The 26,258-nt window shown below is 69.9% G+C and carries 19 protein-coding genes; 17 read left to right on the top strand and 2 right to left on the bottom strand.

Going from position 1 to position 26,258, the window contains the following annotated elements:
* Entirely contained in the window at positions 1-795 is a 795-nt protein-coding gene (locus tag EOD42_RS01595; protein ID WP_127785303.1) for an enoyl-CoA hydratase, read from the top strand.
* Positions 796-853: 58 nt separating this feature from the next.
* Here EOD42_RS01595 and EOD42_RS01590 read toward each other — a convergent pair whose 3' ends face one another.
* Together EOD42_RS01590 and tssH are read right to left on the bottom strand one after the other, a co-directional pair.
* Positions 854-1,333, bottom strand: a complete 480-nt coding sequence (locus EOD42_RS01590) for an Hcp family type VI secretion system effector (RefSeq protein WP_127785302.1) — start codon at positions 1,331-1,333, stop codon at positions 854-856.
* 153 nt (positions 1,334-1,486) lie between these two features.
* The gene (gene tssH / locus EOD42_RS01585) at positions 1,487-4,090 is read right to left on the bottom strand and encodes a type VI secretion system ATPase TssH (protein WP_456307883.1); all 2,604 of its coding nucleotides are present in this window, start codon (positions 4,088-4,090) and stop codon (positions 1,487-1,489) included.
* Between the two features lie 411 nt (positions 4,091-4,501).
* On the opposite strand from tssH, the gene tssA reads away from it, so the two are divergent.
* The 16 genes from tssA (at position 4,502) to tagF (ending at position 26,255) form a co-directional block, all read left to right on the top strand.
* Positions 4,502-5,662, top strand: a complete 1,161-nt coding sequence (tssA, locus tag EOD42_RS01580; RefSeq protein WP_127785300.1) for a type VI secretion system protein TssA — start codon at positions 4,502-4,504, stop codon at positions 5,660-5,662.
* Positions 5,663-5,872: 210 nt separating this feature from the next.
* Positions 5,873-6,379, top strand: a complete 507-nt coding sequence (tssB, locus tag EOD42_RS01575; RefSeq protein ID WP_127785299.1) for a type VI secretion system contractile sheath small subunit — start codon at positions 5,873-5,875, stop codon at positions 6,377-6,379.
* A 4-nt stretch (positions 6,380-6,383) separates the two neighbouring features.
* Complete coding sequence (tssC, locus tag EOD42_RS01570) at positions 6,384-7,880, top strand: type VI secretion system contractile sheath large subunit (protein ID WP_127785298.1); 1,497 nt, start codon at positions 6,384-6,386, stop codon at positions 7,878-7,880.
* Positions 7,880-9,403 carry a type VI secretion system contractile sheath large subunit gene (tssC, locus tag EOD42_RS01565; protein ID WP_127785297.1) on the top strand — a complete coding sequence of 508 codons (1,524 nt, stop codon included), beginning with the start codon at positions 7,880-7,882 and terminating at the stop codon, positions 9,401-9,403. The genes tssC (EOD42_RS01570) and tssC (EOD42_RS01565) overlap by 1 nt, the downstream gene beginning before the upstream one ends.
* A 15-nt stretch (positions 9,404-9,418) precedes the next feature.
* Positions 9,419-10,222 carry a type VI secretion system accessory protein TagJ gene (locus tag EOD42_RS01560; protein WP_127785296.1) on the top strand — a complete coding sequence of 268 codons (804 nt, stop codon included), beginning with the start codon at positions 9,419-9,421 and terminating at the stop codon, positions 10,220-10,222.
* A gap of 4 nt (positions 10,223-10,226) precedes the next feature.
* A complete protein-coding gene (gene tssE / locus EOD42_RS01555) occupies positions 10,227-10,727 on the top strand; it encodes a type VI secretion system baseplate subunit TssE (protein WP_127785295.1) in 501 nt (166 codons plus the stop codon).
* On the top strand, positions 10,724-12,553 hold the full coding sequence (gene tssF, locus EOD42_RS01550) for a type VI secretion system baseplate subunit TssF (RefSeq protein WP_127785294.1): 1,830 nt from the start codon (positions 10,724-10,726) through the stop codon (positions 12,551-12,553). Before tssE ends, tssF begins: the two co-directional genes overlap by 4 nt.
* A complete protein-coding gene (gene tssG / locus EOD42_RS01540) occupies positions 12,550-13,668 on the top strand; it encodes a type VI secretion system baseplate subunit TssG (protein WP_164867733.1) in 1,119 nt (372 codons plus the stop codon). The genes tssF and tssG overlap by 4 nt, the downstream gene beginning before the upstream one ends.
* Before the next feature lie 9 nt (positions 13,669-13,677).
* The gene (locus tag EOD42_RS01535; protein ID WP_127785291.1) at positions 13,678-15,168 is read left to right on the top strand and encodes a class I SAM-dependent methyltransferase; all 1,491 of its coding nucleotides are present in this window, start codon (positions 13,678-13,680) and stop codon (positions 15,166-15,168) included.
* A 141-nt stretch (positions 15,169-15,309) separates the two neighbouring features.
* Positions 15,310-17,223 carry a type VI secretion system Vgr family protein gene (locus EOD42_RS01530; RefSeq protein WP_127785290.1) on the top strand — a complete coding sequence of 638 codons (1,914 nt, stop codon included), beginning with the start codon at positions 15,310-15,312 and terminating at the stop codon, positions 17,221-17,223.
* 1 nt (position 17,224) lies between these two features.
* Positions 17,225-17,821 carry a DUF6931 family protein gene (locus tag EOD42_RS01525; RefSeq protein WP_127785289.1) on the top strand — a complete coding sequence of 199 codons (597 nt, stop codon included), beginning with the start codon at positions 17,225-17,227 and terminating at the stop codon, positions 17,819-17,821.
* 56 nt (positions 17,822-17,877) lie between these two features.
* Positions 17,878-19,476, top strand: coding sequence for a type VI secretion system-associated FHA domain protein TagH (gene tagH, locus EOD42_RS01520; RefSeq protein WP_127785288.1), 1,599 nt, complete (start codon positions 17,878-17,880; stop codon positions 19,474-19,476).
* A gap of 78 nt (positions 19,477-19,554) precedes the next feature.
* On the top strand, positions 19,555-20,892 hold the full coding sequence (tssK, locus tag EOD42_RS01515) for a type VI secretion system baseplate subunit TssK (RefSeq protein WP_127785287.1): 1,338 nt from the start codon (positions 19,555-19,557) through the stop codon (positions 20,890-20,892).
* Positions 20,889-22,310, top strand: a complete 1,422-nt coding sequence (gene tssL / locus EOD42_RS01510; RefSeq protein WP_127785286.1) for a type VI secretion system protein TssL, long form — start codon at positions 20,889-20,891, stop codon at positions 22,308-22,310. Before tssK ends, tssL begins: the two co-directional genes overlap by 4 nt.
* Position 22,311: 1 nt before the next feature.
* Positions 22,312-25,779 carry a type VI secretion system membrane subunit TssM gene (tssM, locus tag EOD42_RS01505; RefSeq protein WP_127785285.1) on the top strand — a complete coding sequence of 1,156 codons (3,468 nt, stop codon included), beginning with the start codon at positions 22,312-22,314 and terminating at the stop codon, positions 25,777-25,779.
* Positions 25,779-26,255, top strand: coding sequence for a type VI secretion system-associated protein TagF (gene tagF, locus EOD42_RS01500; RefSeq protein WP_127785284.1), 477 nt, complete (start codon positions 25,779-25,781; stop codon positions 26,253-26,255). The genes tssM and tagF overlap by 1 nt, the downstream gene beginning before the upstream one ends.
* Positions 26,256-26,258: the final 3 nt, after the last annotated feature.

The raw sequence follows: 26,258 nt of genomic DNA, 5'->3' as shown, positions 1-26,258 counted from the left end.
ATGGACCTCGGTACCGACAAGATGCTGGCGAAGGTGGAGGGCGGCATCGCCCGCCTCACCTTCAACAACCCTGAGAAGCGCAACGCCGTCTCGATGGAGATGTGGCAGGCGGCCGAGAAGGCCGTGACCGCCTTCGCCGCCGATCCCTCCGTGCGCGTGCTGGTGCTGGACGGGGCAGGGGGCAAGGCCTTCGTCTCGGGCGCCGATATCTCGAAGTTCGAGAGCGAGCGTCAGGGCGAGGAAGCCGTCGCCGCCTATCAGGCGCAGACCAAGCGCGTCTATGACGCCATCGCGTCCTTCCCCAAGCCCACCATCGCGCAGATCGAGGGCTTCTGCATCGGCGGCGGCACGGCGCTCGCCGTGTGCTGCGACATGCGCATCTGCGAGGAAGGCAGCAATTTCGGCGTGCCGGCGGCCAAGCTCGGCCTGGGCTACCCGATCGAGGGCATCCGCCGCCTGGTGGACATCGTCGGCATCTCCTTCGCGAAGGAGGTGTTCTACACCGCCCGTCGCTTCACCGCCGCCGAGGCCGCGAGCATGGGCCTGGTGAACCGCGTGGTGCCGAAGGCGGAACTGGCGGCCTATGTGGCCGACTATGCCGCCACCATCGCGGGCAACGCGCCGCTGACCATCGCCGCAGTGAAGTTCATCGCCAATGAGGCAGTGAAGGACCGCGGTGCCGCCGATGAGGCGACCTGCGACACGATGGTGAAGGCGTGCTTCGCCAGCGCCGACTACGTGGAAGGCCGCAAGGCGTTCCTGGAGAAGCGCGCGCCCAACTTCCAGGGCAAGTAAAAAAGAAGCCGGGGCAGGTTTCCCCGCCCCGGCTCTCCGTTGCGCGGAAGCGCCCGGATCAGGTCAGCTTGGCCAGGCCGATGTCGTAGATCACGTGGCCCGTGGTCTTCGCGTTGAACTTGCTGTCGATGTTCAGGTATTCGCTGTCGATCTTGCCGAAGTTCAGGCTGATGCTCTCGCTGGGGCGGTCGCCGCCGGAGGAGATCGAGTAGCCGGACAGCAGGCAGTCATCCAGGATGTACTTCTGGAAGGCGACGTGCTTGCCGCTGTTGTCGGTCTGGGTGAACTCGATCTTCACCTTCACGGCCTTGCCGCCGATCGCTTCCTTCAGCAGCAGCGGGGAGGCGATGTCGAAGCTCTTGGTCAGCACGATCTCGCTGACGGACGGCGCCGTCGCTTCGCGCTTGGAGCCACCGCCCACGCCCATGCTGATGCCGCGGCCCACGCCGAACTGGAACGAGTTGACCTCGATCCACTCCTTGTGGGTGAGCTGCGTGGTCTCGCCCTTGATGTCACCGTACTTCAGGAAAATAGCCATGTGTTCTACTCCGCTCGCCGCGCCTCGTGTCCGACCAAGGCCCGCGGCGGGCTACTGGCCGGTGTTGCACCGATGACGGGTTGCCCCGTCTGTCCCCCTGGCGGTCGGCCCCTGTTCCGGCGCCGCGCAGGGTAGTCGTCACGCCATTGCCGCTCAGGCGATGGCGAAATCAAAGCCGCCGGCGTCGTTCAGCTCGACCTTCACGCTCGTGATGGTCTTGCCCTCGGCCAGCAGTTCCAGCACGCGGCCGGCCAGTTGCGGCAGCAGCGTGTTGTTCAGGATGTTCTCGATGTTGCGCGCGCCGCTCTCGACCTCGCGGCAGCGCTCGACGATCGCGTCCGTCACGGCGGGGTCCACCGTGAAGTCGGCGTCGTAGTTTTCCCGCAGGCGGCGGCCGATGCTGCGCAGCTTCAGCCCGATGATCTGCTTCAGGATGTTGTCCGCCAGCGGGTAGTAGATGACGGTGTTCACACGGCCCAGGAAGGCCGGCTTGAACCACTTCAGCAGGTCGGGGCGCAGCGCCTCGCGCAGCTGCTCGGGGTCCGGCGCGGTCTCGGGGTCGGCGCACAGCTTGGCGATCGTGTCCGTGCCCGCGTTGGAGGTCATGATGATGACGCTGTTCTTGAAGTCGATGTCACGACCTTCGCCATCCTTCATGTTGCCCTTGTCGAAGACCTGGTAGAACACGTCCTGGACGGCAGGATGCGCCTTCTCCATTTCGTCGAGCAAAATGACGGAATAAGGGCGACGACGAACCGCCTCGGTCAGCACGCCGCCCTCGCCATAGCCGACATAGCCCGGGGGCGAGCCCATCAGCAGCGCGACCTTATGTTCTTCCTTGAACTCGCTCATGTTGATGGTGGTCAGGTTCTGCTCACCGCCATAGAGCAGGTCGGCCAGCGCCAGCGCGGTTTCGGTCTTGCCGACGCCCGAGGTGCCGGCCAGCATGAACACGCCGATGGGCTTGCGCGGGTCCGCGAGGCCCGCGCGGCTGGTGCGGATCGCCTTGGCGATGGCTTCCAGCGCATGGTCCTGGCCCACGACGCGCTCGTTCAACTTCTCGTGCAGCTTCTGGATGGTGCGCATCTCGTCGCCGCCCATCCGGCCCAGCGGAATGCCGGTCCAGGTGGCCACCACCTCGGCCACCGCCTGGCCGTCGACCACCGGATGCACCAGCGGTTCCTCGCCCTGCAGGCCGTGCAGCTCGGCCGTGACATCGGCGAGTTCCGCCAGCAGCCCGACCGTGTCCGCGCCTTCCTCGGGCTTCTCGAGCTTGCCGCGCAGCTCGTGGATCTTCTCGACCAGGGACTTTTCCTTGTCCCACCGCTCCTCGAGGCCGGTCAGCTCGGTGCGGTTGATCTCCTCCTCGGCCTTCAGGGCCGCGGTGCGCTTGGCATGGTCGCCGCCGGTCGCGGCCTCGCGGCCGATGGCGCCGAGCTCCGTCTCGATCAGCGCGAGGCGGCGCATGCGGTCCTCGATCGGCGCCGGGATGGCCGCCTGGGACATGGAGACACGGGCGCAGGCGGTATCCAGCAGCGACACGCCCTTGTCCGGCAGCTGCCGGGCGGGGATGTAGCGGGCGGAAAGCCGAACGGCCTCCGTCACGGCCTCATCCAGGATGCGGACGTTGTGGTGCTTCTCCAGCACCGGCACCAGGCCGCGCAGCATGGCCGAGGCCAGGCCCAGGGAGGGCTCCTCGACCTTCACCACCTGGAAGCGGCGGGTCAGCGCCGCGTCCTTCTCGAAGTACTTCTTGTATTCCGCCCAGGTGGTGGCGGCGATGCTGCGCAGCTCACCGCGCGCCAGCGCGGGCTTCAGCAGGTTCGCCGCATCGTTCTGGCCGGCGGTGCCGCCGGCGCCGATCAGCGTGTGCGCCTCGTCGATGAACAGCACCACGGGCTGGGGCGATGCCTTGGCGCCGTCGATCACGCCCTTCAGGCGATTCTCGAACTCACCCTTCACGCTGGCACCGGCCTGGAGCATGCCCAGGTCCAGCGCCATCAGCTTCACCTTCTTCAGCGCATCGGGCACGTCGCCGGCCGCGATGCGCAGGGCCAGGCCCTCGACCACCGCGGTTTTGCCCACGCCGGCCTCACCGGTCAGGATCGGGTTGTTCTGGCGGCGGCGGGTCAGGATGTCGACCATCTGCCGGATTTCCGAGTCGCGGCCGAGAATCGGGTCGATCTTGCCGTTGCGCGCCTGGGCCGTGAGGTCGGTGCAGAACTGCTCCAGCGGGCCGGCCTGGGCGGGCTGGATGGTGGGGTCGGCGGGGGCGCCGGCGGCACCCGGCTGGGCGGCGGCCTGGCCCTGGGCCGCTTCCTCGCTGCCCTCGGTCAGCGTCGCCAGGTTCTTGCGCAGCGCATCGGCCGGGATGGCCGTCAGGCTGGGCGCGCTGTCCTTGGCGATGCGCTGCAGGCTTTCATCGGCCAGCAGGGCCGCCAGCATGTGGCCGGAGCGGATCTTGCCCTGGTTGGCCTCAAGGCTCGTGATCAGCCAGGCTTCCTTCAGCCAGGCCACGATGTCGGGCGACAGCGACGGCGCGCGGGAGTTGCCGGTCTTGAGCCGGTCCAGCGCCTTGGTCAGTTCCGCCACCACGCGGGCCGCGTCGATGCCGGCATTGCGCAGGATGACCGAGACGTCGGAACCCGCATGCTCGATCAGCCGCACCAGCAGGTGCTCGACCTCCACATTGTAGTGGGTGCGGGAAAGGGTGAGGCCGGCCGCGGCTTCGAGCTGGCGGCGGGCCAGCTCGGTCATGCGTCCGACAAGCGATTTCAAGTCCACGGCGACCATAAGCGGCGTAACCTCCTGCACTGCTGCGACGCGCCCGAGAGAGGCGGGAAAAGCGTCGGCACATGGCTTCCCTGACCAGAGCATTGCCCGCGGTTCACCGTCTGGCAATTTGGTTCGTTCTAGCCTTGCACCACGATAGCTAGAAGAAAGCGTTAATGAGGCTCCAGTACCTCGTCAATCAATTATCCGGGAACAAATTCATTGCTAAGCAACATGAATGATAAGGGTTCATTAGTTGCGACGATGCAGAACTCCCCGGTTGTGATAAGGTAAGTTGCAACTCTTGTTAGGGCGACCACGAAGCTCCATGATGACGACCGGCACGTCTCCTGCAGAATCCATCGTTCGTGCCGCACGGGAGGGCTGTGGCGCCGCATGAACGACGTTCTGGACCTTGAGGCGCTGCTGGCGCCGTTGGATGGCGAGAGCCCCAGTGGCACCGATCTGCGGGAGGATTTCAATCCGACCGCTCCCTATCGCGCCCTTAGGGACGCTCGATCGGCCGCGCAGGCCGATGATCGGGCGCGTCGTTCCGCCGACGAACCGGATACCAGCGCCTCCCCCCTCTGGCGCGAGGTCGTGCGCATCGCGACCGAGACCCTGGCCAGTGTTTCCAAGGACTTGGAGGTTGCCTGCTGGCTGACGGAGGCGCTGGTGCGCCAGCACGGGCTGGCCGGGCTGCTGACGGGCGCGCATCTGCTCGACGGGCTGCTGGAACGCTATGGCGACGACGCCTGGCCCCGCCCGGATGAGGAAGACGGCCAGAGCTACCGCGCCTCTCTGCTGGAGGGGCTGTCGGGCGCCGACAAGGACGGGGTGCTGATCCAGCCCCTTCAGTCCATTCAGCTTTTCATGCGCCCGACCGGCATGCCCTTCCTGCTCTATGAGCACGAGGCCGCCCTCGCCGCCGCCGCCCTGCCTGACCCCGAGAAGCGCCAGGCGCGTTATGAGCGCGGCGTGGTGCCGCTGGAGCGGCTGGAGGCCGAGGCGCACAGCGCGCGCGCCTCGATCGGCCAGACGCGGGTCGAGGTCGAGGAGGCGATGGCTGCCTGGCGGGCGCTGGATGACCGCGCAGAGGCGATGTTCGGCGCCTTCGCCCCGTCACTGCGCCGCGTGTCCGAGGCGCTGGGTCGTGCCCTTTCCTTCGCGGAACAATACGGCGATGCGGCGGCCCCGGCCCCCGTCTCGGTGCCCGAGGACGCGGCCGCGGCCGCCGCGCCGGTCATGGGCGCCGCCCCGGCCATGGCCGGCGGCGGCATGGTGCTGGGCGGCGTGCAGGCCTCCATCGCCAATCGCGACCAGGCGCTGAAGCAGCTGGAGCAGATCGCCGAGTTTTTCGCGAGCACGGAGCCGCATTCTTTTCTTGCCTATACTTTGAAAGAGGCAGTCCGCCGCGGCCGCATGTCCCTGCCTGAGCTGCTGGGCGAAGTCCTGGCGGATGAGACGGTGCGCTACGCCATGCTCTCGGCCCTGGGTATCAAGGCCGAGAACTTCCAGGAGACACCGGCGGAGGAGGGCGGCGATGGCTATAGCTGATTCCACTCGCTCCCATTGCCGTGAACGATCGGCGCTGTCGTTGACGCCCAATTTGCGGCGCCCCTACAGTCCGCTCCCGGTTCCCAAGGGTTTTTCGGCGTGCGTCGGCGGTGCTCGCCGCTTCCGCGCGTCTCATCGCAACGGCGCTTCCCACGACCAGTTCGGGACGCTGGCGCATTCCATCGCAACGACCATCGTTGGGGAGAAGTCATGTCTGATATCTATGGCAAGCTGACGCGCGTTCGGAAGCCGCGCGTCCATATCACCTACGATGTGGAGGTGGGTGACGCGAAGATCGAACGCGAGCTTCCCTTCGTCATGGGCGTGATGGGCGATTTCGCGGGCGACAACGCCGCGGCCCAGAAGCCCCTGAAGGACCGCAAGTTCACCCAGATCGACCGCGACAACTTCAACGACGTGATGAAGCAGATCGCGCCGACCCTGTCCTATCGCGTCGAGAACACGCTGGCCGGCGACGGCAGCGAGATGGCGGTGAACCTGAAGTTCAACAGCCTGGATGATTTCGAGCCGACCAAGGTGGTCCAGCAGGTGGAACCGCTGAAGGCGCTGCTGGAAACGCGCGAGAAGCTGCGCGACCTGCTGAGCAAGGCTGACAACTCCACCCAGCTCGAGGAGCTGCTGGAGGACATCCTGAAGGACAACAACAAGCTGGCCGCGCTCTCCTCCGAGCTCGGCATCAACAAGCCGGAGGCCTGATCCCATGAGCGGCACCCAGTCCCAGCCTGCCGGCGCCTCGGCGACGACGACCGAGGAAGGCGGCCTCTCCTTCCTGGAGCAGGTCATCGGCGCCACCCGCCAGACCGAGCGCGACCGCGCCTCGGAGCTGGTGAAGGCGCTGACCGAGGAAGCGATGAAGGGCACCATCACCTTCAACCGCAACCTGACGCAGACCATCAACAAGGCGATTGAGCAGATCGACATCCAGCTGTCCAAGCAGCTGAACGCGATCATGCATCATGAGAAGTTCACCAAGCTCGAAGGCAGCTGGCGTGGGCTTTCCTACCTGATCCAGAACAGCGAGACGGGCGAAGGCCTGAAGATCCGCCTGCTGCAGGTCTCCAAGCGCGAGCTGAACCGCGACCTGACCCGCGCGGTGGAGTTCGACCAGTCGAACCTGTTCAAGAAGATCTACGAGGCCGAGTTCGGCATGCCCGGCGGCACGCCCTATGGCGCGCTGATCGGCGACTATGAGTGGACCAACCACCCCGAGGATGTGGAGACGCTGAAGCTCGTCAGCCAGGCGGCTGCCGCGTCCTTCGCGCCCTTCATCTCGGCCGCCGGTGCGGGCATGTTCGGCTTCAAGGACTACCAGGAGCTGGCCAACCCCCGCGACCTGTCCAAGATCTTCGAGACGGCCGAATACACCTCCTGGCGCGCGTTCCGCGATACCGAGGAAAGCCGCTTCGTCACCCTCGTGCTGCCCCGCACCCTGGCGCGCCTGCCCTATGGCCAGGCCACCAAGCCGGTCGAGGAGTTCGGCTATGAGGAGGCGCCCGCCAATGCCGACGGCACGGCCCGCGCGATGGAACACAGCGACTATTGCTGGATGAACGCGGCCTATGTGCATGCGGCCCGCCTGACCGACGCCTTCGCCCAGTATGGCTGGTGCACCGCCATCCGCGGCGCCGAGGGCGGCGGCAAGGTGAGCGGCCTGCCGACCCACGTCTTCAAGTCCGACGACGGCGATTCGGACACCAAGTGCCCGACCGAGATCGCCATCACCGACCGCCGTGAGGCCGAGCTGTCGCACAACGGCTTCCTGCCGCTCTGCCACTACAAGAACACCGACTACTCCGTGTTCTTCGGCGCGCAGACCACGCAGAAGCCCAAGAAGTACGACCGCCCGGACGCGACCTCCAACGCCGCGATCTCCGCCCGCCTGCCCTACATCATGGCGACCAGCCGCTTCGCCCACTTCCTGAAGGTGATGGCGCGCGACTGGGTGGGCCGGTTCATGGAGGCCACGGACGTCGAGGCCGAGCTGAACCGCTGGATCCAGAACTACGTGAACCCGATGGAGGGTGCCGGCCAGGAGGCGCGTGCGAAGTACCCGCTGCGCGCCGCCCGCGTCGACGTGAAGGAAATCCCGGGCAAGCCCGGCTCCTACAACGCCGTGGCCTACCTGCAGCCCTGGCTGCAGATGGAGGAACTGACCACCTCCATGCGCATGGTCGCGCGTATCCCTGAGAAGGCCTGATGTCGATGCGCATTGATGGGCCTGCATCAATGCGCGGCATCATGCTGGGCGGCGCCTTCTATCGCCGCTCCTCCATGGATTGGACCGAGTATGCGAGGCAGCTTCGCCGCATGGGCGAGGCTGCCTTTCTCGTTCTCTGGTTCGGTGAGGCGCGGCTGCGCGCCATCCTGGCCGGGCCGGATGCGCTGGAGGTCCTGCAGGAGGCCATCGACCGCGACATCGTGGCGATCGACGCGCTGATGGCGCGCCAGCTGGACCAGGTGCTGCACGAGGACAAGCTGCGCAAGCTGGAGGGCGCCTGGCGCGGCCTGTTCTGGCTGGTGGACGGCTTCGTGCAGGACAAGCTGACCAAGGTGCGCATCCTGAACGCCCGGCGGCGGGAGGTGGAGCGCGACTTCCAGCGCGCCAGCGAATTCGACCAGTCGGCGCTGTTCCGCATCATCCACGAACAGGAATTCGGCATGCCGGGCGGCGAGCCCTACGGCATGCTGGTGGTGGACTACGAGGTCCATCCCTCACCCAGCGCGACCGAGCCCGTGGACGACGTGCCGCTGCTGGAGCGCCTGTCGGAGGTGGCGGCCGCCTCCTTCTGCCCGGTGGTGCTGCCGGTCTCGCCGGAGTTCTTCGGCCTGGACAGCTATCACGAGGCCCGGCCCATCACCGCCTTCAGCGCGCTGTTCCGGGGCCCCGAGAAGCAGCGCTGGGCGCGGCTGGCGCAGCGGGATGAGACCCGCTTCGTGGGGCTGGTGCTGCCGCGCACGCTGGGCCGGCGCCGCTGGTCCGCCGACGGCACCCGCGCGGACCGTTTCCGCTATGCCGAGGATGCGGGCCGCGCCGACCAGCGCGTCTGGACCAGCGCGGTCTATTCCTTCGCCTCCGTCGCCGCGCGCAGCTTTGCCCGCTATCACTGGCCCGCCGATGTGCGCGGTGCCGAACCCGGCTGGGATGCGATGGGCGGGGTGGTGGAGACCCTGCCGCATGAACGCTTCCGCGCCGACCCGCCCGGCCCCCCGCCGCGCCCGCCGCTCGAAGTCAGCCTGACCGACGAGCAGGAGCGCGAGGCCTCCGACGCCGGGCTCATCGCCTTCTGCGGGCTTGAAGGGCTGCCGGAGGCGAGCTTCGGCGCCGTGCCGTCCATCCATCGCCCGCCGCGCATGACGACGGAGCTGGCCAATGCCAACCAGCGCCTGTCGGCCCAGTTCAACAGCATGCTCTGCGTCTCCCGCTTCGCGCATGTGGTGAAGCTGATGGGACGCGACATGGTGGGTGGCTTCCTGACGCCGGAGGATGTGGAAACCCGCCTCCAGGCCTGGCTGAACAGCCATATCAGCGGGCTTGCGGGCGGCGGCGACGTCGCCTCCCGCTATCCCCTGCGCGATGCGCGGGTGGAGGTGCGGGAGCTGATCGGCAAGCCCGGCGTCTATGGCTGCACCGTGGTGCTGCAGCCGCATTACCAGCTCGACGATGTGGGGGCCTCCTTCCGGCTGCTCACCGAACTCACCGGCCCGCGCGAAGCGGCCTGACGACAGGAAACGATCATGTCCCAAGACCCCGTGGGCGATGCCTTCAAGAATGGCGACCTGGCCGGCGCCATCGCCGCCGCCACCGCGCTGGTGAAGGCCAACCCGATGGATTTCGACGCCCGCTGGCTGATGGCGGAGATGCTGCTGATCGACGGCCAGGCCGAGCGCGCGGACCGCATGCTGGACGCCGTGATCAGCGAGCAGCCGATCCCGACCGTGCTGGATTTCCGCACCGTGCTGCGGGCGGAGGTGATCCGCCAGCAGGTGTGGCTGGAAGGCCGCGCGCCGAAGTTCCAGGGCGATGACGCGACCCCCGCCCAGCAGGCCGCCCTGCGCGCCGCCGTGCTGGCCCGCACCGGCAATGCCGAGGAAGCCGAGGCCGCCGCCGTCGAGGCCGAGGAGGCGCGCCCCGCCATCCCCGGCACTGCGGAGCTGGTCGACGGCCGCACCATCGAGTTCGGCGATTTCCGCGACGGCGACGACATCTTCGGCCCGATGATCGAGGTGCTGACCACCTCTGCCACCCATATCCTGGTGCCGGTGGAGCGCATCGCCAGCCTGGAGTTCGACGCGCCCAAGCGCCCGCGTGACCTGGTGTGGCGCCGCGCCGCCATCAACCTGAAGGACAGCACCGAGGGCGTGGTCTACCTGCCCGCCATCTACGCCTGCGCGCCCGATGCCCCCGCCGATGTGAAGCTGGGCCGCGAGACGAGCTGGAGCGAGGGGCCGGGCCCGGTGCGCGGCATCGGCCAGCGCGTGTTCCTGATCGGCGAGGAAGACGTGGCCATCAGCGAACTGAAGGCACTGCACTTCAAGTAAGACCATGAGCGACCGCCCCTCCAACCGCAACGCCGCGCACTGGATCCGCCTGCCCCTGCTGGACAGGCTGATCGCGGATGCCGATGACGACAGCGCCATGCCCCGCTCCCCCCAGGAGGCGGTGGAGGCGCTGCGCAAGGCCGTGCGGCGGGATCTGGAGGCGCTGCTCAACGCGCGCCGGCGGCGCTGGCCGCTGCCGGAAACGGCGCCGGAGCTGATCACCTCGCCGCTGAACTACGGCATCCCCGACGCGACCTCCGGCAGCTATGCCCTGCAGGAGAAGCGCGAGGCACTGGCCGCCGAGGTCGAGGCGACGATCCGGCGCTATGAACCCCGGTTGCGCGGGGTGAAGGTGCGGATCGACGATTCGGGCGGTGACCTGGAAAGGCGCCTGAAGCTGCGCGTCGATGCCGTGCTGCGCAGCGACCCGGTGCCGGAGCCGGTGAGTTTCGAGACGGTGATCGAGGCCGTCTCCCATGAAGTGCGGGTGGCGGATCAGGGATGAGCGAGAGCCTTCTCCCCTTCTACAATCGGGAACTGGCGGCGCTGCGGCGCCTGGCGGGTGAATTCGCCGCGGCCTCGGGCAAGGCGGCGGGCCGGCTGCGCATCACCGCCGACGGCACGGTGGACGACCCGCATGTGGAGCGCCTGCTGGAAGGCGTGGCTTTCATGGCCGGGCGGGTGCAGCAGCGGCTTGAGGACGAGCTGCCCGAGATTACCGACGCGCTGCTGGAGCTGCTGTCGCCGCATCTGCTGGCCCCGGTGCCCAGCATGGCGACGGTGCAGCTGGAGCCGAAGCGGGAATCGCGCGGCCCGGCCCTGGCCAAGCGCGGCACCCCGGTCGAGACCGACCCGGTGCGCGGGGAGGCCATCCGCTACATCACCTGCCACGATGTCACGCTGTGGCCCGTCACGATCAGCGCCGTCAGGCTGATGGGCCAGCCGCTGGCCGCCCCCGCCAGCCCGCGCGTGCAGGGCGCGCTGTCCTGCCTGCGCATCACGCTGAACACCTCGGTGCCGGACCTGCTGTTCGCGCAGGTGGGGCTCGACACGCTGCGCCTGCATCTGCGCGGCACCGGCATGGTGGGCCATGCCCTGCACGAGCTGCTGTGCACCGCCTGCATCGGCATGGCGCTGGCCGATGGGCCGAACGACCCCGACGCCACCTTCCTGCCCGCCGACAAGCTGAAGCCCGTGGGCTTCGAGCGGCACGAGGCGGCGCTGCCCTGGCCCAACCGCGCCTTCGACGGCCACCGGCTGCTGACCGAGTATTTCGCCCACCCCGAGAAGTTCCTCTATGTCGAGCTCTCGGGGCTGGAGGCGCGCACGCTGCGCCACGCCTCCAACACCATCGACCTGTTCGTCTATCTGAACCGCTCGATGCCCGAGCTGGAGCGGATGCTGGAGCGCGACAACGTGGCGCTGCACTGCACGCCGGTGGTCAACCTGTTCACCCAGCGCTGCGAGCCCATCGCGCTGGACGGCAGCCAGACCGACTGGCTGGTCATCCCCGACGCCCGCCGGCCCGAGGGGCTGGAGCTGCACTCCATCCTGAACATCCGCGAAAGCCGGCCGGACGGCGCGCGCCGCCATGTGCTGCCCTTCCAGCGGCTGATGCGGGAAGGCGAGGCCGAGGGCGACGCGGCCCCTATGCAGTGGGTGGGGCTGCGCGGCCCGGCGCCCCTGCCGCTGACGGGCACCGAGATGCGGCTGATGCTGCGCGACGAACGGTTCGACCCGCAGGCGCCGGCCGACGGCGTGCTGACCATCACCGCGCTGTGCACCAACCGCGACCTGCCCGCGCTGCTGCCCTTCGGCGGCGGGCAGCCGCGCCTGAGCATCGCGGACGCGACCTGCCCGGCGCAATCCGCCAGCTGCCTGTCGGCACCCACCCCGACGCTGCGCCCGCGCCTGCAGGAACGCGGCGCCTGGCGGCTCGTCTCGCACCTGGCGCTGAACCACTTGGGTGTCACGGGCGGCCAGGACGGGGCGCTGGCCCTGCGGGAGATGATGCGCCTGCATGACCTGCGGGATACGCCCGAAAGCCGCGCCGCCATGTCCGGGCTGATCGCGGCCGAGGCATCGCCCGGCGTGGCGCGGCTGCCGGGCCAGCGCCCGGGCAGCTTCGTGCGCGGGCTTGAGGTGAAGCTGACCTTCGATCAGCAGGCCTGGCCCAGCCATGGGCTTTACCTGATGGGCTGCGTGCTGGAACGCTTCCTGGCGCTGCAGGTCTCGATCAACGGCTATGTCCGGTGCTCGGCCGTGCTGCGCGGGCGCGGCACGGTGCAGGCGCGCTGGCCGGCGCGCAGCGGCACCAGGGTGCTGCTGTGAACCCTGACGACGACATCGACCCCGATGCGACGATGATGGCGCCGCGCCGGGTGGCCCCGCCGCCGGTACCGGTGCCCGCACCTGTCCCCGAGCCGCAGCCCGAGCCCGAGCCCGAGCCCGATCCCGTGGCGGCGGCACCCGCGCCCGCGGCCCCGCCCGAGCCCGCCCCCCCGCCCGCGCCCAGCCCGCGTGAGCTGCTGCGCAAGGAGCCCCAGCGCTTCGACCTGGACCAGGCGGCCTTCGTCGCCGGCTTCTCGGCGGGGCGGGATGTGGTGGCGCTGCCTTACAGCGCGCCCGCCAACCTCTCCCTGCCGCTGGCCGAGGTCAGCGGTTTCGACGACGCCTCGGGCCGCATCACCACGCCGTTGTTCGGCATGATCGGCCCGGCCGGCACGCTGCCGCGCCACTACACCGCCACCGCCGGCGCGCAGCTGCGCCGCCGCCAGGACGCGCTGCCGAAGTTCCTGGAGCTGCTGTCCCGCCGCTTCACCGGCATGTGGGTGCGCGCGGGCGCCAAGTACCGCCCGGCGCGCGACCCGGTGCCTGCCGAGCGCGCGCTGGATGCGGCCATCGGCATGCTCACGGGCGGGCTGTCGGGGCGGGTTTCCGCGGCACCCTCCGTGCTGCGCTATCACGCGGGCAACCTCTCGGCCCGCACCCGCAGCGCCGAGCGCCTGCGCGCCATGCTGGAGGAGGAGATCGGCCGCCCGGTCGAGATCGTGGAATTCGCCGGCGGCTGGCTGCGCCTGCCCGAGGCCGAGCAGACGCGCCTGGGGGCCGCGCATTCCACGCTCGGCATGGACATGGCCATCGGCGCGCGCGTGTGGGAACCGCAGTCCCGCTTCATCGTCCGCGTGGGCCCCATCGGCCGCGCGCTGTTCGACCGCCTGCTTCCGGGTGAGCCGCTGCATGCGCGGCTGTGCTCCATGATCCGCCTGTTCGTGGGCCCGGAGCAGGATTTCGCGCTGAACCCCATCCTGTCACCCGATGCGCTGCCCGAACCGGTGCTGAGCGGGGCGGCGGGCATGCGGCTCGGCCTTACTTCCTGGATGGGCCAGACGGCGCCCCGCACCCAGCCGGTGCGCGACGCCATGCTGCGCCCGCCCCCATTCTGAGGAAATGTCATGACGGCCTGGAGCCAGGGCTACATCGCTGAAAGCCCCTATACCTTCTCCTACCAGGCGGGGCTCGCGCCCACGCAGCTGCAGGCGGTCTGCGCCCTGATGGGCGTGAAGTGGCAGATCCGTCCGGACCTGGTGATGGTCGATATCGGCTGCGGCCGCGGCCTGACGGTGAACACGCTGGCCGCCGCCAACCCCGGCTGGACGGTGGTGGGGCTGGACTACAACCCCTCCCACATCGCGGAGGCCGCCTCGATCGCCGAGCGCTGCCGCATCCCGAACGCGGTGTTCGTGGAGGCCGATCTCTCGACCATGACGGATGAGGAGATCGACCGCCTGCCGCCGATCGACGTGGCCACGCTGCACGGCGTCTGGACCTGGGTGGGCGACCCGGTGCGCGAGGGCATCATGCGGCTGCTGTCGCGCCGGCTGAAGCCGGGCGGGCTGGTCTATGCCGGCTACAACGCGCTGCCGGGCTTCGGGTCCGATGCGGCGCTGCAGCGGCTGTTCCGCCATGCGGCGGCGCTGCACCAGGGCGGCACCAACGCGAAGGTCGAGGCCGCGACCGACCTGGCCAGGCGCCTGCTGGAAACCACCCCGGCCTATCTGCCGCGCACGCCCCTGCTGGATGCGATGGTGAAGGACGATGACCGGCTGAACCCGTCCTATCTGGCGCATGAACTGCTGACGGAGCACTGGCGCCCGGTCTTCTTCGAGGACATCGCCAAGGCCTTCGGTGCCGCCAAGCTGGATTTCGTGGGCAGCGTGACGCTGAGCGAGAACATCCCGGACACGCTGTTCACCCCGGCCCAGCGCGCGATCTATGAGACGACGCCCCCCGGCGCGATGCGCGAGTTGCTGAAGGACCTCTGCGTGCCCCGGCCCTTCCGCCGCGACGTGTTCGTGCGCGGCATGGTCCGCACCGACGCGGATGCCGCGCTGGACGACATCGTGCTGGCCGCGACCATGGAGCCCGGCCAGGAGCCGCCGAAGGTGAAGGTCAATGTCGGCGAGGCCGAGATGGGCGAGGCGATGTGGACCCCCATGGCGGCCGCCCTGCGCCAGGGCCCCTGCCGGCTGGGTGATCTGCGCGGCCTGGCCCCCGGCAAGCCGCCCAACCCCGGTGAGCTGATCATGATGCTGACCGGCGCGGGCCACGCCCAGCCGGTCCAGCGCCCCTCCGGCCCCACCGAGCAGACGGCGGCGCTGAACCGGCTGCTGGCGAAGGAATATGTGGCGGAAGGGCGCGGCGGGTCGCAGCTGTGCATGGCCTCGCCCGTGGCCGGTTCCGGCATCGCCTGCACCTGGCTGGAACTGGCGGTGGCCGTGCAGCCCGAGAGCGAGGGCCGCGAGATGCCCGACACGGTGGCCCTCGCGCGCCGCATCCTGGGCCCGCTGAACGAGGAAGCGGCCGAGGAGGCCAGCGGCGTGATCCAGCGCATGCTGATCGAGCGCCGGCCGGTCTGGCGCCGCTTCGGCATCATCGGGGACTGAGCGGGTGCGGGAGGGACACGCAAAGGTGATGGCCCTTCATCATCGGCATGGAGGATGGCCAAACCCTGGTAGGATTTGCTTTTTCAGGGGCATCCGGTCTCCACTACCGGCAGCTGAATACAGCCGCGGAGGAAAACAGCCTTGTCTGGCACCGTAAGCGTCACCCAGTCGGAACGGATGCTGGAGATCTCCTCGCCCCTCGGCAAGGACGCCCTGATTCTCAGGCGCCTGTCGGTGGAGGAGGAGATCGGCCAGCCCTTCGTCATCACGGCCGAGGTGCTTTCCCAGGACATGGGGATCCAGCCCGGCGCGCTGGTGGGCAAGCCCATCACCTGCACCGTCACGCGTGAACATCTCCCGGCCCGGCATTTCCACGGCATCGTGCGCAGCTTCGCGCGGCAGGCCGCCATCGGCCGCGGCTATGCGGCCTATATGCTGGTGGCGGTGCCGCGCATGTGGCAGCTCGCTCGCACCTCTGACTGCCGGATCTTCCAGCAGAAGTCGGTGAAGGACATCTGCACGGCCATCTTCGGCGAGCATGACGTGGCGCCCGTGACCTGGCGGGGCGGCGTGCCCACCCAGCCGCGCAACTACTGCGTCCAGTTCAACGAGACGGACCTGGATTTCACTCGCCGCATCCTCGAGGAGATCGGCTGCGGCTTCTATTTCGAGCACAAGGCGGGCGACCACACGCTGAACATCTGCGGGGCGAATTCCGACTATCCGCTGGTCCCGGGCGAGGCGCAGGTGGTTCGTTCCGATCACGGGCTGACCGGGTCGCTGACCGCGTGGCAGCCGGAATCCTCGCTGCAGCCGGGCAAGGTGGCCACCGTCGACTTCGACCAGCTGAAGCCCAGCTCCCTGCTGCGCACCCAGGCCGCGACCCTGCTCAACAGCCCGGGCGCCTCGGGGTTCGAGATGTTCTCCTGGCCGGGCGGCCAAGCGATGCAGCCGGAGGGCGACCTGTCCAAGCTGCACATGGAAGGCTTCGAGGCGCAGGCCGATGTCGCGACCGCCCAGGGCACGGACCCCACGCTGTTCGCCGGCGGCCGGGTGAAGGTCAAGAGCGGCATCGAGGGCTCCACCGCCACCTGGCTGGTGACCAAGGCCACCCATTCGGCCTTCGACGAGACCCAGCTCGCGGGGGGCGGCAGTGCCGGCTACCAGTCCAGCCTGCGGCTGATCTCGGCCGAGCGCGTGTGGCGGCCCGCGGTGGTGCGGCCGCGCCCGATGATGCCGGGCATCTTCAGCGGCATCGTCACGGGCCCCGCCGGAGAGGAGATCCACTGCGACAAGTACGGCCGCGTGAAGGTCCATTTCCTGTGGGACCGCGCCGGCAAGAAGGACGACACGTCCTCCTGCTGGGTGCGCGTCATGCAGTCCGTCGCGGGCAAATGGGGCGGCAGCTGGCAGTTGCCGCGCGTGGGCGACGAGGTGATGGTCGCCTTCATGGACGGCGACCCGGACCGCCCGGTCGTGATCGGCAGCGTCTATAACGACGAGGGCATGCAATCCATGGCCCTGCCCGCCAACAAGACCCAGACCTGGATGCGCACGCGCTCCAGCAAGGGCGGCGGGGCGAGCAACTACAACGAGGTCCGCTTCGAGGATAAGAAGGGCAACGAGGACTTCATCGTTCAGGCCGAAAAGGACAAGAACGAGCTCGTCAAGAACAACCGGACCGAGACGGTCAAGAAGGACCACACGGAAGCCATCGGCAACCACTTCACCAGCACGGTGGAGCAGAACCGCAAGGTGACCGTGAGCAAGGGCGATGACAGCCTGACCGTGAAGATGGGCAACGAGACCCGCACGGTCGAGCTGGGCAACATCAAGGAGCAGGCCAAGCTCGGCAAGATCGAGATCGAGGCCATGCAGTCGATCACGCTGACCTGCGGGCAGAGCAAGATCCACATGACGCCCGTCAGCATCTCGATCGAATCCATGCAGATCGACGTGAAGGCGCAGCTGATGCTCAACAGCCAGGGGTTGCTGGCCACCCACAAGGCGGACGCGCTGATGACCATCCAGGGCGGCCTGGTGATGATCAACTGACATGAACACGCCAACGAACAAATTGACGGTCGCGCTGGAGCCACTTCTGCCGCGGCTGGAGCTGGACCCCGAGGGCATGGCGCTGCTGACCGGCCTGCCCGACGCAGCGACGGGCGTGACCACGCTGGTGGAGGCCGGGCGCCTGCCGGAGGCGCTGCGGCTGATCGCGCACGCGATGCCCAAGCGCGAGGCCGTGTGGTGGGGCTGCATGTGCAGCCGCGCCATGCCGGGGCCGCAGAACCTGGCGGTGGACACCGCCGCCCTGCTGGCCGCCGAGGCCTGGGTGCGCAAGCCCGAGGAAGGGCTGCGCCGCGCGGCGATGGAGGCAGCGCAGAAGGGCGGCTTCCGCAGCCCGGAGGCCTGGGCCGCCGTCGGCGCCTTCTGGTCCGGCGGCAGCATGTCGCCCGAGGGCCAGCCGGTGGTCCCGCCCGGCGAACATCTGACGGGCGTGGCCGTGGTGGGGGCCGTGCTGCTGGCCGCCCTTCGGCACAGCCCTGAGAAGGCCGATGAACGCTATCGGCGTTTCCTCGCCTCGGCGCAGGATATCGCGGCCGGCGGCGCGGGCCGCCTGGACGTGGAGCCGCCGCCCGCGGCCTGAACGCGGGCTGTCAGTAGCCCGGACGCGGCACGCCGCGCCGGGGTTGGAGGTTGAGTATGGTGCTGGTTCTTTCCGTGGTGCGTTGCCCCGATCACGCCCTTCCCGAACAGCGGCAGCTGCGGGGTGGCGAATGCGTGCTGGGGCGCGGCAGCCAGGCGGACTGGCAGTTCGATGACCGCGACAGCATGCTGTCCCGCAAGCACTGCGTCATCGAGTTCGCGGCGGGCGGGTGGCAGCTGCGCGACACTTCCTCCAACGGCACCTTCGTGAACGGCGCGGCGGAGCCGGTGGGGCAGGGCGCGCCGCGCCCGTTGTTCGACGGCGACCGCATCCGCCTCGGCGCCTGGGAGATCGAATGCCGGGTGACGGAGGACAGCCACGCCTCCATCCCCACCTTGCAGCCGGGCAGCAACTGGGGCGACCCGATGGCGGAACCGCTGCACCGCCCGCTGGTGGCGCCGGTGACGCATGGCCCCAGCCATGGGCTGGGCAATTTCCCTGAGGACCACAACCGCGGCCCGCTGCTGCCCGATGACCTGGACCTGGGCTTCGACGGCCCGCGCGGTGGCAGCATGCCGGACCACACGCCGAGCATTCATGATTCGCTGCGCGTGCCCCAGGCCCGCACGCCGGACCTGATCCCGGAGGATTGGGACAAGCTGCTGGACGGGCTTTCGCCCGGCAACACCCCCCCGGCACCCGACCCCTTCGCCAGGCCCTTCGCGGCGCCGGCCGATCCCTTCGCGCCCCCGGCACCTCCGCCGCCGCCCCCGCCCTCGCAGGTGCTGCCCCCACAGGCGCCGCCCGCCGAGCCCTTCCCGCCGGCGGCCGCCGCCTTTCCGCCCGATCCCTTTCCAGCCGATCCGTTTCCAGCCGATCCCTTTCCGCCCCGCGCGCCTGAGGCGCTGTCGGAGCAGCCGTTTCCCCCATTCGACCCGCCCGCGATGCCGCCCCCGGCCGCGCAGGAACCGCCGCCCTTCGATCCACCGCCGCCGGAACCTGCGCCCTCCGTCTTCGCGGAACCCGAACGCGACCTGCCGCGCCCGCCGCCGGTGCCCGTGGCCAGCGTGGCGCCCGCGCCGGCCCCCGGCGGGCTGGACGGCGCCCTGGCCCTGGTGCTGGAGGCAGCGGGCCTGCCCCCCGCCGCCCCGGGCACCGATGCGGCCGAGCAGCTGCGCCGCTTCGGCGCCGGGCTTGCCGCCGCCATCGCCGGGGTGCGTGCCCTGCTGATCGCGCGTGACGATGTGCGGCGTGAGTTCCGCATCGAGCAGACCATGATGCGCGCCGCCGGCAACAACCCGGTGCGCTTCGCCGCCACCGACCAGGCGGCGCTGGCCGGCGTGCTGTCGCCGCGCGGGGCAGGGGCCGATGCGATCGGGCAGACCTTCTCCGACCTCACGCGGCATCAGATCGCGAGCATCGCGGCCACGCAATCGGCCGCGCGCGCCATGCTGGAGAAGCTGGCCCCCGGCCCGCTGGAGGAGCAGGTGGGCAGCGGCGGCATCATGCCCGGCGCGCGGGAGAAGAAGCTGTGGGAAGCGTATCGCAAGCTTCACGAACAGGTCACGGACCAGTTCGACGATGACTTCGACAGTGCCTTCGGCCGGGCCTTCGCCAAGGCCTATGAGGAAACACTGCGCGGGGGCGGGCGATGATCGCCTTCATCATGGATTCAGGCGAAGCAGCCAATCGGGGTTCCGGGTTAATGGTGGCGGTAAGCGGGGAGTGGCTGCATGGCGTGGCATGACAAGGTGGTCTGGCAGGAGGGCATGTTCCTCCGCGCGCAGCATTTCCAGCAGCAGGACCGCTACCTCGAACATTTCGTGCAGGACCGGGCGGCGCCGCTGCACCCCCACCCCTGGGGCGTGACCGAGATCGCGCTGGACCGTGACCTGCTGGCGGCGGGGAAGTTCTCGCTGTCCTCCATCGCGGGCGTGATGCTGGACGGCACGCCCTTCTCCATCCCCGGCACGACCGACCTGCCGGAGCCGCTCGATCTGCCGGAAGGCACGCGCAACCAGGTGGTCTACCTGTGCCTGCCGCTGAAGAAGCCGGACGGCATGGAGGTCGCGGCGAACGAGACCGAGGACGCGATGACCGCGCGCTACTCCCTCTCGGGCCATACCGCCTATGACACGCATTCGGACCCGTCGCTGTCGGCGGAGCTGGCCGTGGGCCGCCCCCGCCTGCGCTACATGCTGGAACGCCAGGAACGCGCGGCCTACGCCTGCCTGGGCCTGGCACGCGTGACGGAGGTGCAGGCCGACCGCCGCGTGCTGGTGGATGAGCAGTTCATCCCGCCCGCGCTGCGGGTTTCGGCCACCACGCCGCTGTCCAATGTGCTGGCCGAGATCGTGGGCCTGCTGGGCCAGCGGGCCGAGGCCTTGGCTGCGCGCATCCTTCAGCCCGGCTCACGCGGGGTGGGTGAGGTTGCGGACTTCCTGCTTCTGCAATCCATCAACCGCTGGTCGCCGCTGCTGGCGCACCATGCCGATGCCGGCAATCTGCACCCGGAGACGCTGTTCAAGGATTTCGTGCAGCTGGCCGGGGAGCTTTCGACCTTCACCTCCCCCGACAAGCGCGCGGCCTCCTACCCGGCCTATCGGCACGATGACCTGCAGCGTTCCTTCGCGCCGGTCATCGCGGATCTGCGTCGAAGCCTGGCGACGATGATCGACAGCAACGCCTTCGAGATCCCGTTGCAGGAACGCGCCTATGGCGTGCGCGTCGGCCCCATCACCGACCGCAGCCTGCTGCGCGCCAGCCAGTTCGTGCTGACCGTGATGGCCGATGTGCCGAACGAGCATCTGCGCCGGAACTTCCCCAACCAGGTGCGCATCGGCGCGGTGGAGCACATCCGGGAATTGGTGCAGGTGGCGCTGCCCGGCATCGTGGTGCGCCCCCTGCCGGTCGCGCCCCGGCAGATCCCGTTCCACGCGGGTGCCGTCTATTTCGAGCTCGATCGCGGGTCGCCGCACTGGCAGCACATGCAGAATGCCGGCGCCTTCGCGATCCACGTCTCGGGTGACTTCCCCAACCTCCGTCTCAGCCTGTGGGCGATCCGCGCATGAGCGACAATCCCTTCGACGAGGAAGGCGACGCCGACAAGACCGTCGTCGGCCGCCAGGGCATCCCGGCCAGGGACCCGGGGCAGGGCCTTCACAGCATGGGCACGCCGCCGCCCCGGCCCATGGCCCAGCAGCCCATGGCGCCGCCGCCGCCGTCAGGCCCCGCCCCGCGCCTGGGCGGCGAAGCCGGGCTGGTGCCGCTGGTCGGCATCGTGCCGCTGGCCGCCGCCGCCGCTCCCTTGCTCGAAATCCTCTCGCGTCTGGTGCAGGCCGGTCCCAACGCCAGCATCAACGCGAATGAGCTGCGGGAGCGCACCATGCGCGCCCTGCGCCAGTTCGAGGCCGATGCCACGGGCGTCGGCGCCACCGCCGAGGACATCCGCGCCGCCCATTACGTGATCTGCGCCGCGCTGGACGACGTGGTGCTGGGCACAAACTGGGGTGCCACCTCAGCCTGGGCCTCGCATTCGCTGGTCTCGACCCTGCATGGCGAGGTGCGCTCCGGTGAGCGCGTGTTCGACCTGCTGGGCAACATGCAGAAGGACCCCGGCCGCTTCCGTGGCGCGCTGGAGGTGATGTACCTGGCCATCTCTCTGGGGCTGCAGGGCAAATACCGGCTGATGCAGCGCGGCCCGGCCGAGCTGGAGCGCGTGCGCGAAGGCCTTTACGAGCTGCTGCGCCAGCTGCGCGGCGAGTATGAGCGCGAGTTGTCCCCCCGCTGGCGCGGCGTGGATGCGCCGCATCGCGGGCCGTCCCGCCAGGTGCCGGGCTGGGTCGGCCTGGTGCTGGCCGCCTTCCTGCTGGGTGGCGGCTGGTATTACGTGGCCTCCTCGCTCAGCGCCTCCTCCGAGGATCTGTACGAGCGCATGGCGGCGCTGCCTCCCGGGGCGCTGCCCGCCATCGACCGCAGCGCGCCGCCGGTGCCGCCCGCGCCACCCCCGCCGCCGCCTCCGCCCCCGCCCAACACCCCGCCGCGCCCCGATGCGCTGGCCACCATGCGCCAGTTCCTGGCCCCCGAGATCCAGCAGAACCTGGTCACGGTCGAGGGCGACGCCCAGCGCATCCTGGTGCGCATCAAGGGCGCGGGCATGTTCCCCTCGGCCTCCGCCACGCTGGACCCGCGCTTCCATGACCTGATGCGCCGCATCGGCGAGGCGCTGAAGATCGAGCCGGGCCGGGTGCAGGTGCTGGGCCATTCGGACAACCAGCCGATCCGCTCCGCCCGCTTCCCGACCAATTTCGCGCTGTCGCAGGCGCGCGCGGAGGCGGCGATGGCCATGATCGTGGCGGCCAACGGCCAGCCGCAACGCTTCACCGCCCAGGGCAAGGCGGACAGCGACCCGGTGGCGAGCAACGCCACCGCCGAGGGCCGGGAACAGAACCGGCGCATCGAAGTCGTCCTGCTGCGTGAGGCCCGGTGACATGCGTGCGTTCGTGACCATTCCCGCCCTGGCCTCGCTGGTCGCCGTCATCCTGATCGGCGTGCTCCTGTGGCTGTTCCTGCCGCTGCTGGGCGAGGCCTTCGACGCCATCTGGCTGCGCGCCGTCATCATCGCGGTGCCGGTCGTGCTGTGGGTGCTGATCTTCTTCCTCATCGGCCGCCGGCGCGAGAAGCGCGACGACGCGCTGGTGGAGGCCGTCGCCACGGCCGAACCCAACCGCAAGGAAGAGGCCTCGGCCGAGGAGGAGGCGCAGCTGCGCCAGCGCCTGACCGAGGCGCTGGGCAAGCTGAAGAACGTCGCCGGCAAGAAGGGCAGCTACCTGTATGACCAGCCCTGGTACGTCATCATCGGCCCGCCGGGCTCGGGCAAGACGACGGCGCTGGCCAATTCCGGCCTGGAATTCCCGCTGACGGAGCACAAGCTCTCAGGCGTGGGCGGCACCCGCTTCTGCGACTGGTGGCTGACCGAGCGCGCGGTGCTGATCGACACCGCCGGCCGCTACACCACCCAGGATAGTGACGCGGAGGCTGACAAGGCCGGCTGGGAACGCTTCCTGGACCTGCTGCGCAACAACCGGCCGCGCCAGCCGCTGAACGGTATCCTGGTCGCCTTCGGCATGGACATGCTGTCCCGCCTGGGTGAGGCCGAGCGGCAGGAGCACGCGCGCACCATCCGCCGCCGCATCAAGGAGCTGGAGACGAAGCTCGGCCAGCGGCTGCCGGTATATTTCCTGGTGACCAAGGCCGACCTGCTGCCCGGCTTCACCGAGTATTTCGAGGATCTGGACAAGAACCAGCGCGAGCAGGTCTGGGGCTTCACCTTCCCCATGACCAATACGCCCGAGGGGCCCGTGATGGGCTTCGAGGCGGAGTTCACCGCGCTGATCGAGCGCCTGATCGCCCGCATGCCGGACCGGCTGCAGACCGAGCGCGGCCCCACCCAGCGCGCGGCGCTGGCGGGCTTCCCGGGGCAGTTCGCCTCGGTGCAGGAATCGCTGAACGCCTTCGCGAAGCTGGCCTTCGGCGGTTCCCGCATGGAACCCGCGCCGATGCTGCGCGGCGTCTACTTCACCTCCGGCACGCAGGAGGGCAATCCGCTCGACCGCCTGGCCGGGGCGATGAGCCGCGGCTTCGGTGTGGAGGCGCGCACCGCCACCCGCGTGGTGGCGCAGAAGGGGCGCGCCTATTTCATCGGCGGGCTGCTGAAGAACGTCATCTTCAACGAGGCCCGGCTGGCCGCGACCGACCGTGGCCGGGAGCGCCAGTGGCTGATGCTGCGCCTGGCCTGCTGGCTGGTGGCGCTGCTGGTGCTGCTGGGCGGCGGCGCCTGGGGCTGGACGGCCCTGAATGCCGAGAAGCAGCGTGCCGAGCGCCTGGCCGCCGCCGTTGGCCAGGCCGAGCAGGCGAGCCGCGCCACCCCGCTCGACCGCGTGCAGACCCCCGACCTGGCCGGCGTGCTGGCCTATCTGGAGACCACCCGCGCCCTGCCGCCCGCCGTGGGCGAGGACAGCGGCGCGCTGGGCTTCAACCAGCAGGAAATCCTGCATGCCGGCGCCGATGATGCCTATCGCCGCGCGCTGGACCGCGTGCTGCTGCCGCGCCTGCTGGCCCGGCTGGAGGTGCAGATCCGCGAGGGGCTGCAACGGCCGGACTTCCTGTATGAGGCCGTGCGCGTCTACCTGATGCTCGGCCGCCAGGGGCCGATGGACAAGGCGCTGGTGCGCGAGTGGTTCGTGCTGGACTGGCAATCGGCCTTCCCGGGCGCGGTGAACCAGCCGGGCCGGGACGCGCTGGCCCGCCATCTGGATGCGATGCTGGAGGGCTCGCTGCCGTCCTATCCGCTGGACGGCGCGCTGGTGGATTCGGCGCGGCGCATCTTCTCCCGCCTGCCGCAGGCGCAGCGCAGCTGGGCCAGGCTGCGCGCCATGCCCAACAGCGCGCCGGGCTGGAACCCCGCCCAGGCGCTGGGCCCCGCAGGGCAGCGGTATTTCGTGCGTCCCTCCGGCCGCGCGATGACCGAGGGCGTGCCGGGCCTCTACACCATCGAGGGGCTGTATTCGGGCGTGCTGGCGAACCTGCCGCAGGCCGTGCGTGAGGCCGCGAGCGAGGCCTGGGTGCTGGGCCCCGAGGCGCTGGTGGCCCAGGCCGCCGACCCGCGCCAGCTGGAGCGCGACATCCTCGGCCTCTACGCCCAGGAGTATATCCGCGCCTGGGAAGCCGTGCTGACCGACCTGGTGCTGCCGCCCTTCCCGAACCTGAACGCGGCTGCCGAGGGGCTGAACCTGCTCGGCGCGCCGAATTCGCCGATGAAGGAGCTGCTGCGCAGCGTGGCGCGCCAGCTGTCGGTGGGCACCGCGCCCGAGGGCACGGCCGCCGCCGCCGCCCAGGGTGCCGCCGGTGCCGCGGCTGCCGCGGCCCAGGGTGCGGCCGGCCGTCTGCAACAGGCCCTCGGCGTGACGGCGGCCAACCCGGCCGCGACCGTCGCGCAGCGGGTGGAGACCCATTTCCAGGCCATCCGCGACGCCGCGGGCCAGCCGATGGACGTGATCCTGCCCATCCTGAATGACCTGTATGTGCAGGTCGCGCGTCTGGCCAACGCGCCCCCGGGCACGGTGCTGCCGCCGGCGGCGGGGCTCGACCCCGGCCAGCGCCTGCTGGCCGAGGCGCAGCGCCAGCCCCAGCCGCTGCAGGGCTGGTTGCAGGCGATGGCGCAGTCGGTGAACCGCGTGCGTGCCGGTGGCGCGGCGGCGGCCATCGCGGCGGCCGGCGGGGCCGCCATGGGCCCGCTGTGCCGGGGGCTCGAGACGCGCTTCCCGTTCCGCCGTACCCGCACCGCCACCGACATGCCGTCCGATGACTTCGTGCGGCTGTTCGCGCCGGGCGGGGTGATGGACAGCTTCTTCGCCCAGCATGTGCGCCCCTATGCCGACACCACCCAGCGCCCCTGGCGCCCGGTGGCGACGGACGGGCTGCCGCCGCCGATCTCGCAGAACGACCTGATCCAGTTCCAGCGCGCGCAGGCGATCCGCGACGCCTTCTTCCCCTCGGGCACGGCCAGCGGCTTCCGCTTCCAGCTGATCCCGCAGGGGCTGGGGGTGGGCGCCACGGCTGCCACGCTGGAATCCATGGGCGTGCGCAATGCCCTGACCCCGGGCGGCGGCGGGCGGCCGATCGAGATGATCTTCCCCGCCCTGCATCCGGTGACGCTCACCTTCGATCCGGCCTCCTCGGCGGGGGATCTCGCCTATGATGGTGCGTGGTCGACGCTGAAGCTGGTCTTCCTGGGGCGGCTGGTCGCCACCCCGGCGCCGGACCGCTTCCGCCTGACCATCATCCAGGGCGACCGGGTGGCGGAGTTCACCGTGCAGGCCAGCAGCAGCCAGAACCCCTTCGCCCTGCGGGAGCTGAACGAGTTCCGCTGCCCCACCCTGCAGCCCCCCTCACCGTGATGAGCGGGGCGGTGGGCCTGTTCGGCAAGCTGCCGGCGCACGGGGATTTCGTGCGGCGCAACCTGCCGCGCGACTTCATCGCCGGCTGGGATGCCTGGCTCAGCGAGGGGATCCTGGCGCTGGACGGCGCGCTGGTGCCGGACAGCTGGCGCTTCCGCCTCAGCCCCGGGGAATGCGGCGCCGCCGCCGTCGCGGGGGTCGTGATCCCCAGCGAGGATATGGTGGGGCGGCGTTTTCCCATCACCTTCGCGGTCGCGCTGGAGCCTGACGGGGCTGGCCCCGCGGAGGGCTGGTTCGACGCGCTGGAGGCGGTTCCCCTTCACGGGTCGGCCGACGAGGTTCTGGCGCTGCTGCCCGCGATCATTCCGGGCGATGCCTGCCCGCTGGGCCTGTGGCGCCCGGGCCAGGGTCCCCATGCCTTCGCCGGCGGCTATGCCGCCCTGGCGCCGACAGACGAAACCGCCGCCGAGAGCTAGGTC

It is taken from the genome of Rhodovarius crocodyli, from assembly GCF_004005855.1.
GTDB classification, from domain to species: domain Bacteria; phylum Pseudomonadota; class Alphaproteobacteria; order Acetobacterales; family Acetobacteraceae; genus Rhodovarius; species Rhodovarius crocodyli.
The sequence above is the reverse complement of the archived record's forward strand: the minus strand, read 5'-3'. Positions and strand labels throughout refer to the sequence as shown.

Excerpts from the sequence above, each read along its gene's own strand:
- EOD42_RS01595 (WP_127785303.1), top strand. The coding sequence starts at position 1 with ATGGACCTCGGTACCGACAAGATGCTGGCGAAGGTGGAGGGCGGCATC.
- EOD42_RS01590 (WP_127785302.1), bottom strand. The coding sequence starts at position 1,333 with ATGGCTATTTTCCTGAAGTACGGTGACATCAAGGGCGAGACCACGCAG.
- tssH (WP_456307883.1), bottom strand. The coding sequence starts at position 4,090 with ATGACCGAGCTGGCCCGCCGCCAGCTCGAAGCCGCGGCCGGCCTCACC.
- tssA (WP_127785300.1), top strand. The coding sequence starts at position 4,502 with ATGAACGACGTTCTGGACCTTGAGGCGCTGCTGGCGCCGTTGGATGGC.
- tssB (WP_127785299.1), top strand. The coding sequence starts at position 5,873 with ATGTCTGATATCTATGGCAAGCTGACGCGCGTTCGGAAGCCGCGCGTC.
- tssC (WP_127785298.1), top strand. The coding sequence starts at position 6,384 with ATGAGCGGCACCCAGTCCCAGCCTGCCGGCGCCTCGGCGACGACGACC.
- tssC (WP_127785297.1), top strand. The coding sequence starts at position 7,880 with ATGTCGATGCGCATTGATGGGCCTGCATCAATGCGCGGCATCATGCTG.
- EOD42_RS01560 (WP_127785296.1), top strand. The coding sequence starts at position 9,419 with ATGTCCCAAGACCCCGTGGGCGATGCCTTCAAGAATGGCGACCTGGCC.
- tssE (WP_127785295.1), top strand. The coding sequence starts at position 10,227 with ATGAGCGACCGCCCCTCCAACCGCAACGCCGCGCACTGGATCCGCCTG.
- tssF (WP_127785294.1), top strand. The coding sequence starts at position 10,724 with ATGAGCGAGAGCCTTCTCCCCTTCTACAATCGGGAACTGGCGGCGCTG.
- EOD42_RS01535 (WP_127785291.1), top strand. The coding sequence starts at position 13,678 with ATGACGGCCTGGAGCCAGGGCTACATCGCTGAAAGCCCCTATACCTTC.
- EOD42_RS01525 (WP_127785289.1), top strand. The coding sequence starts at position 17,225 with ATGAACACGCCAACGAACAAATTGACGGTCGCGCTGGAGCCACTTCTG.
- tagH (WP_127785288.1), top strand. The coding sequence starts at position 17,878 with ATGGTGCTGGTTCTTTCCGTGGTGCGTTGCCCCGATCACGCCCTTCCC.
- tssK (WP_127785287.1), top strand. The coding sequence starts at position 19,555 with ATGGCGTGGCATGACAAGGTGGTCTGGCAGGAGGGCATGTTCCTCCGC.
- tssL (WP_127785286.1), top strand. The coding sequence starts at position 20,889 with ATGAGCGACAATCCCTTCGACGAGGAAGGCGACGCCGACAAGACCGTC.
- tssM (WP_127785285.1), top strand. The coding sequence starts at position 22,312 with ATGCGTGCGTTCGTGACCATTCCCGCCCTGGCCTCGCTGGTCGCCGTC.
- tagF (WP_127785284.1), top strand. The coding sequence starts at position 25,779 with ATGAGCGGGGCGGTGGGCCTGTTCGGCAAGCTGCCGGCGCACGGGGAT.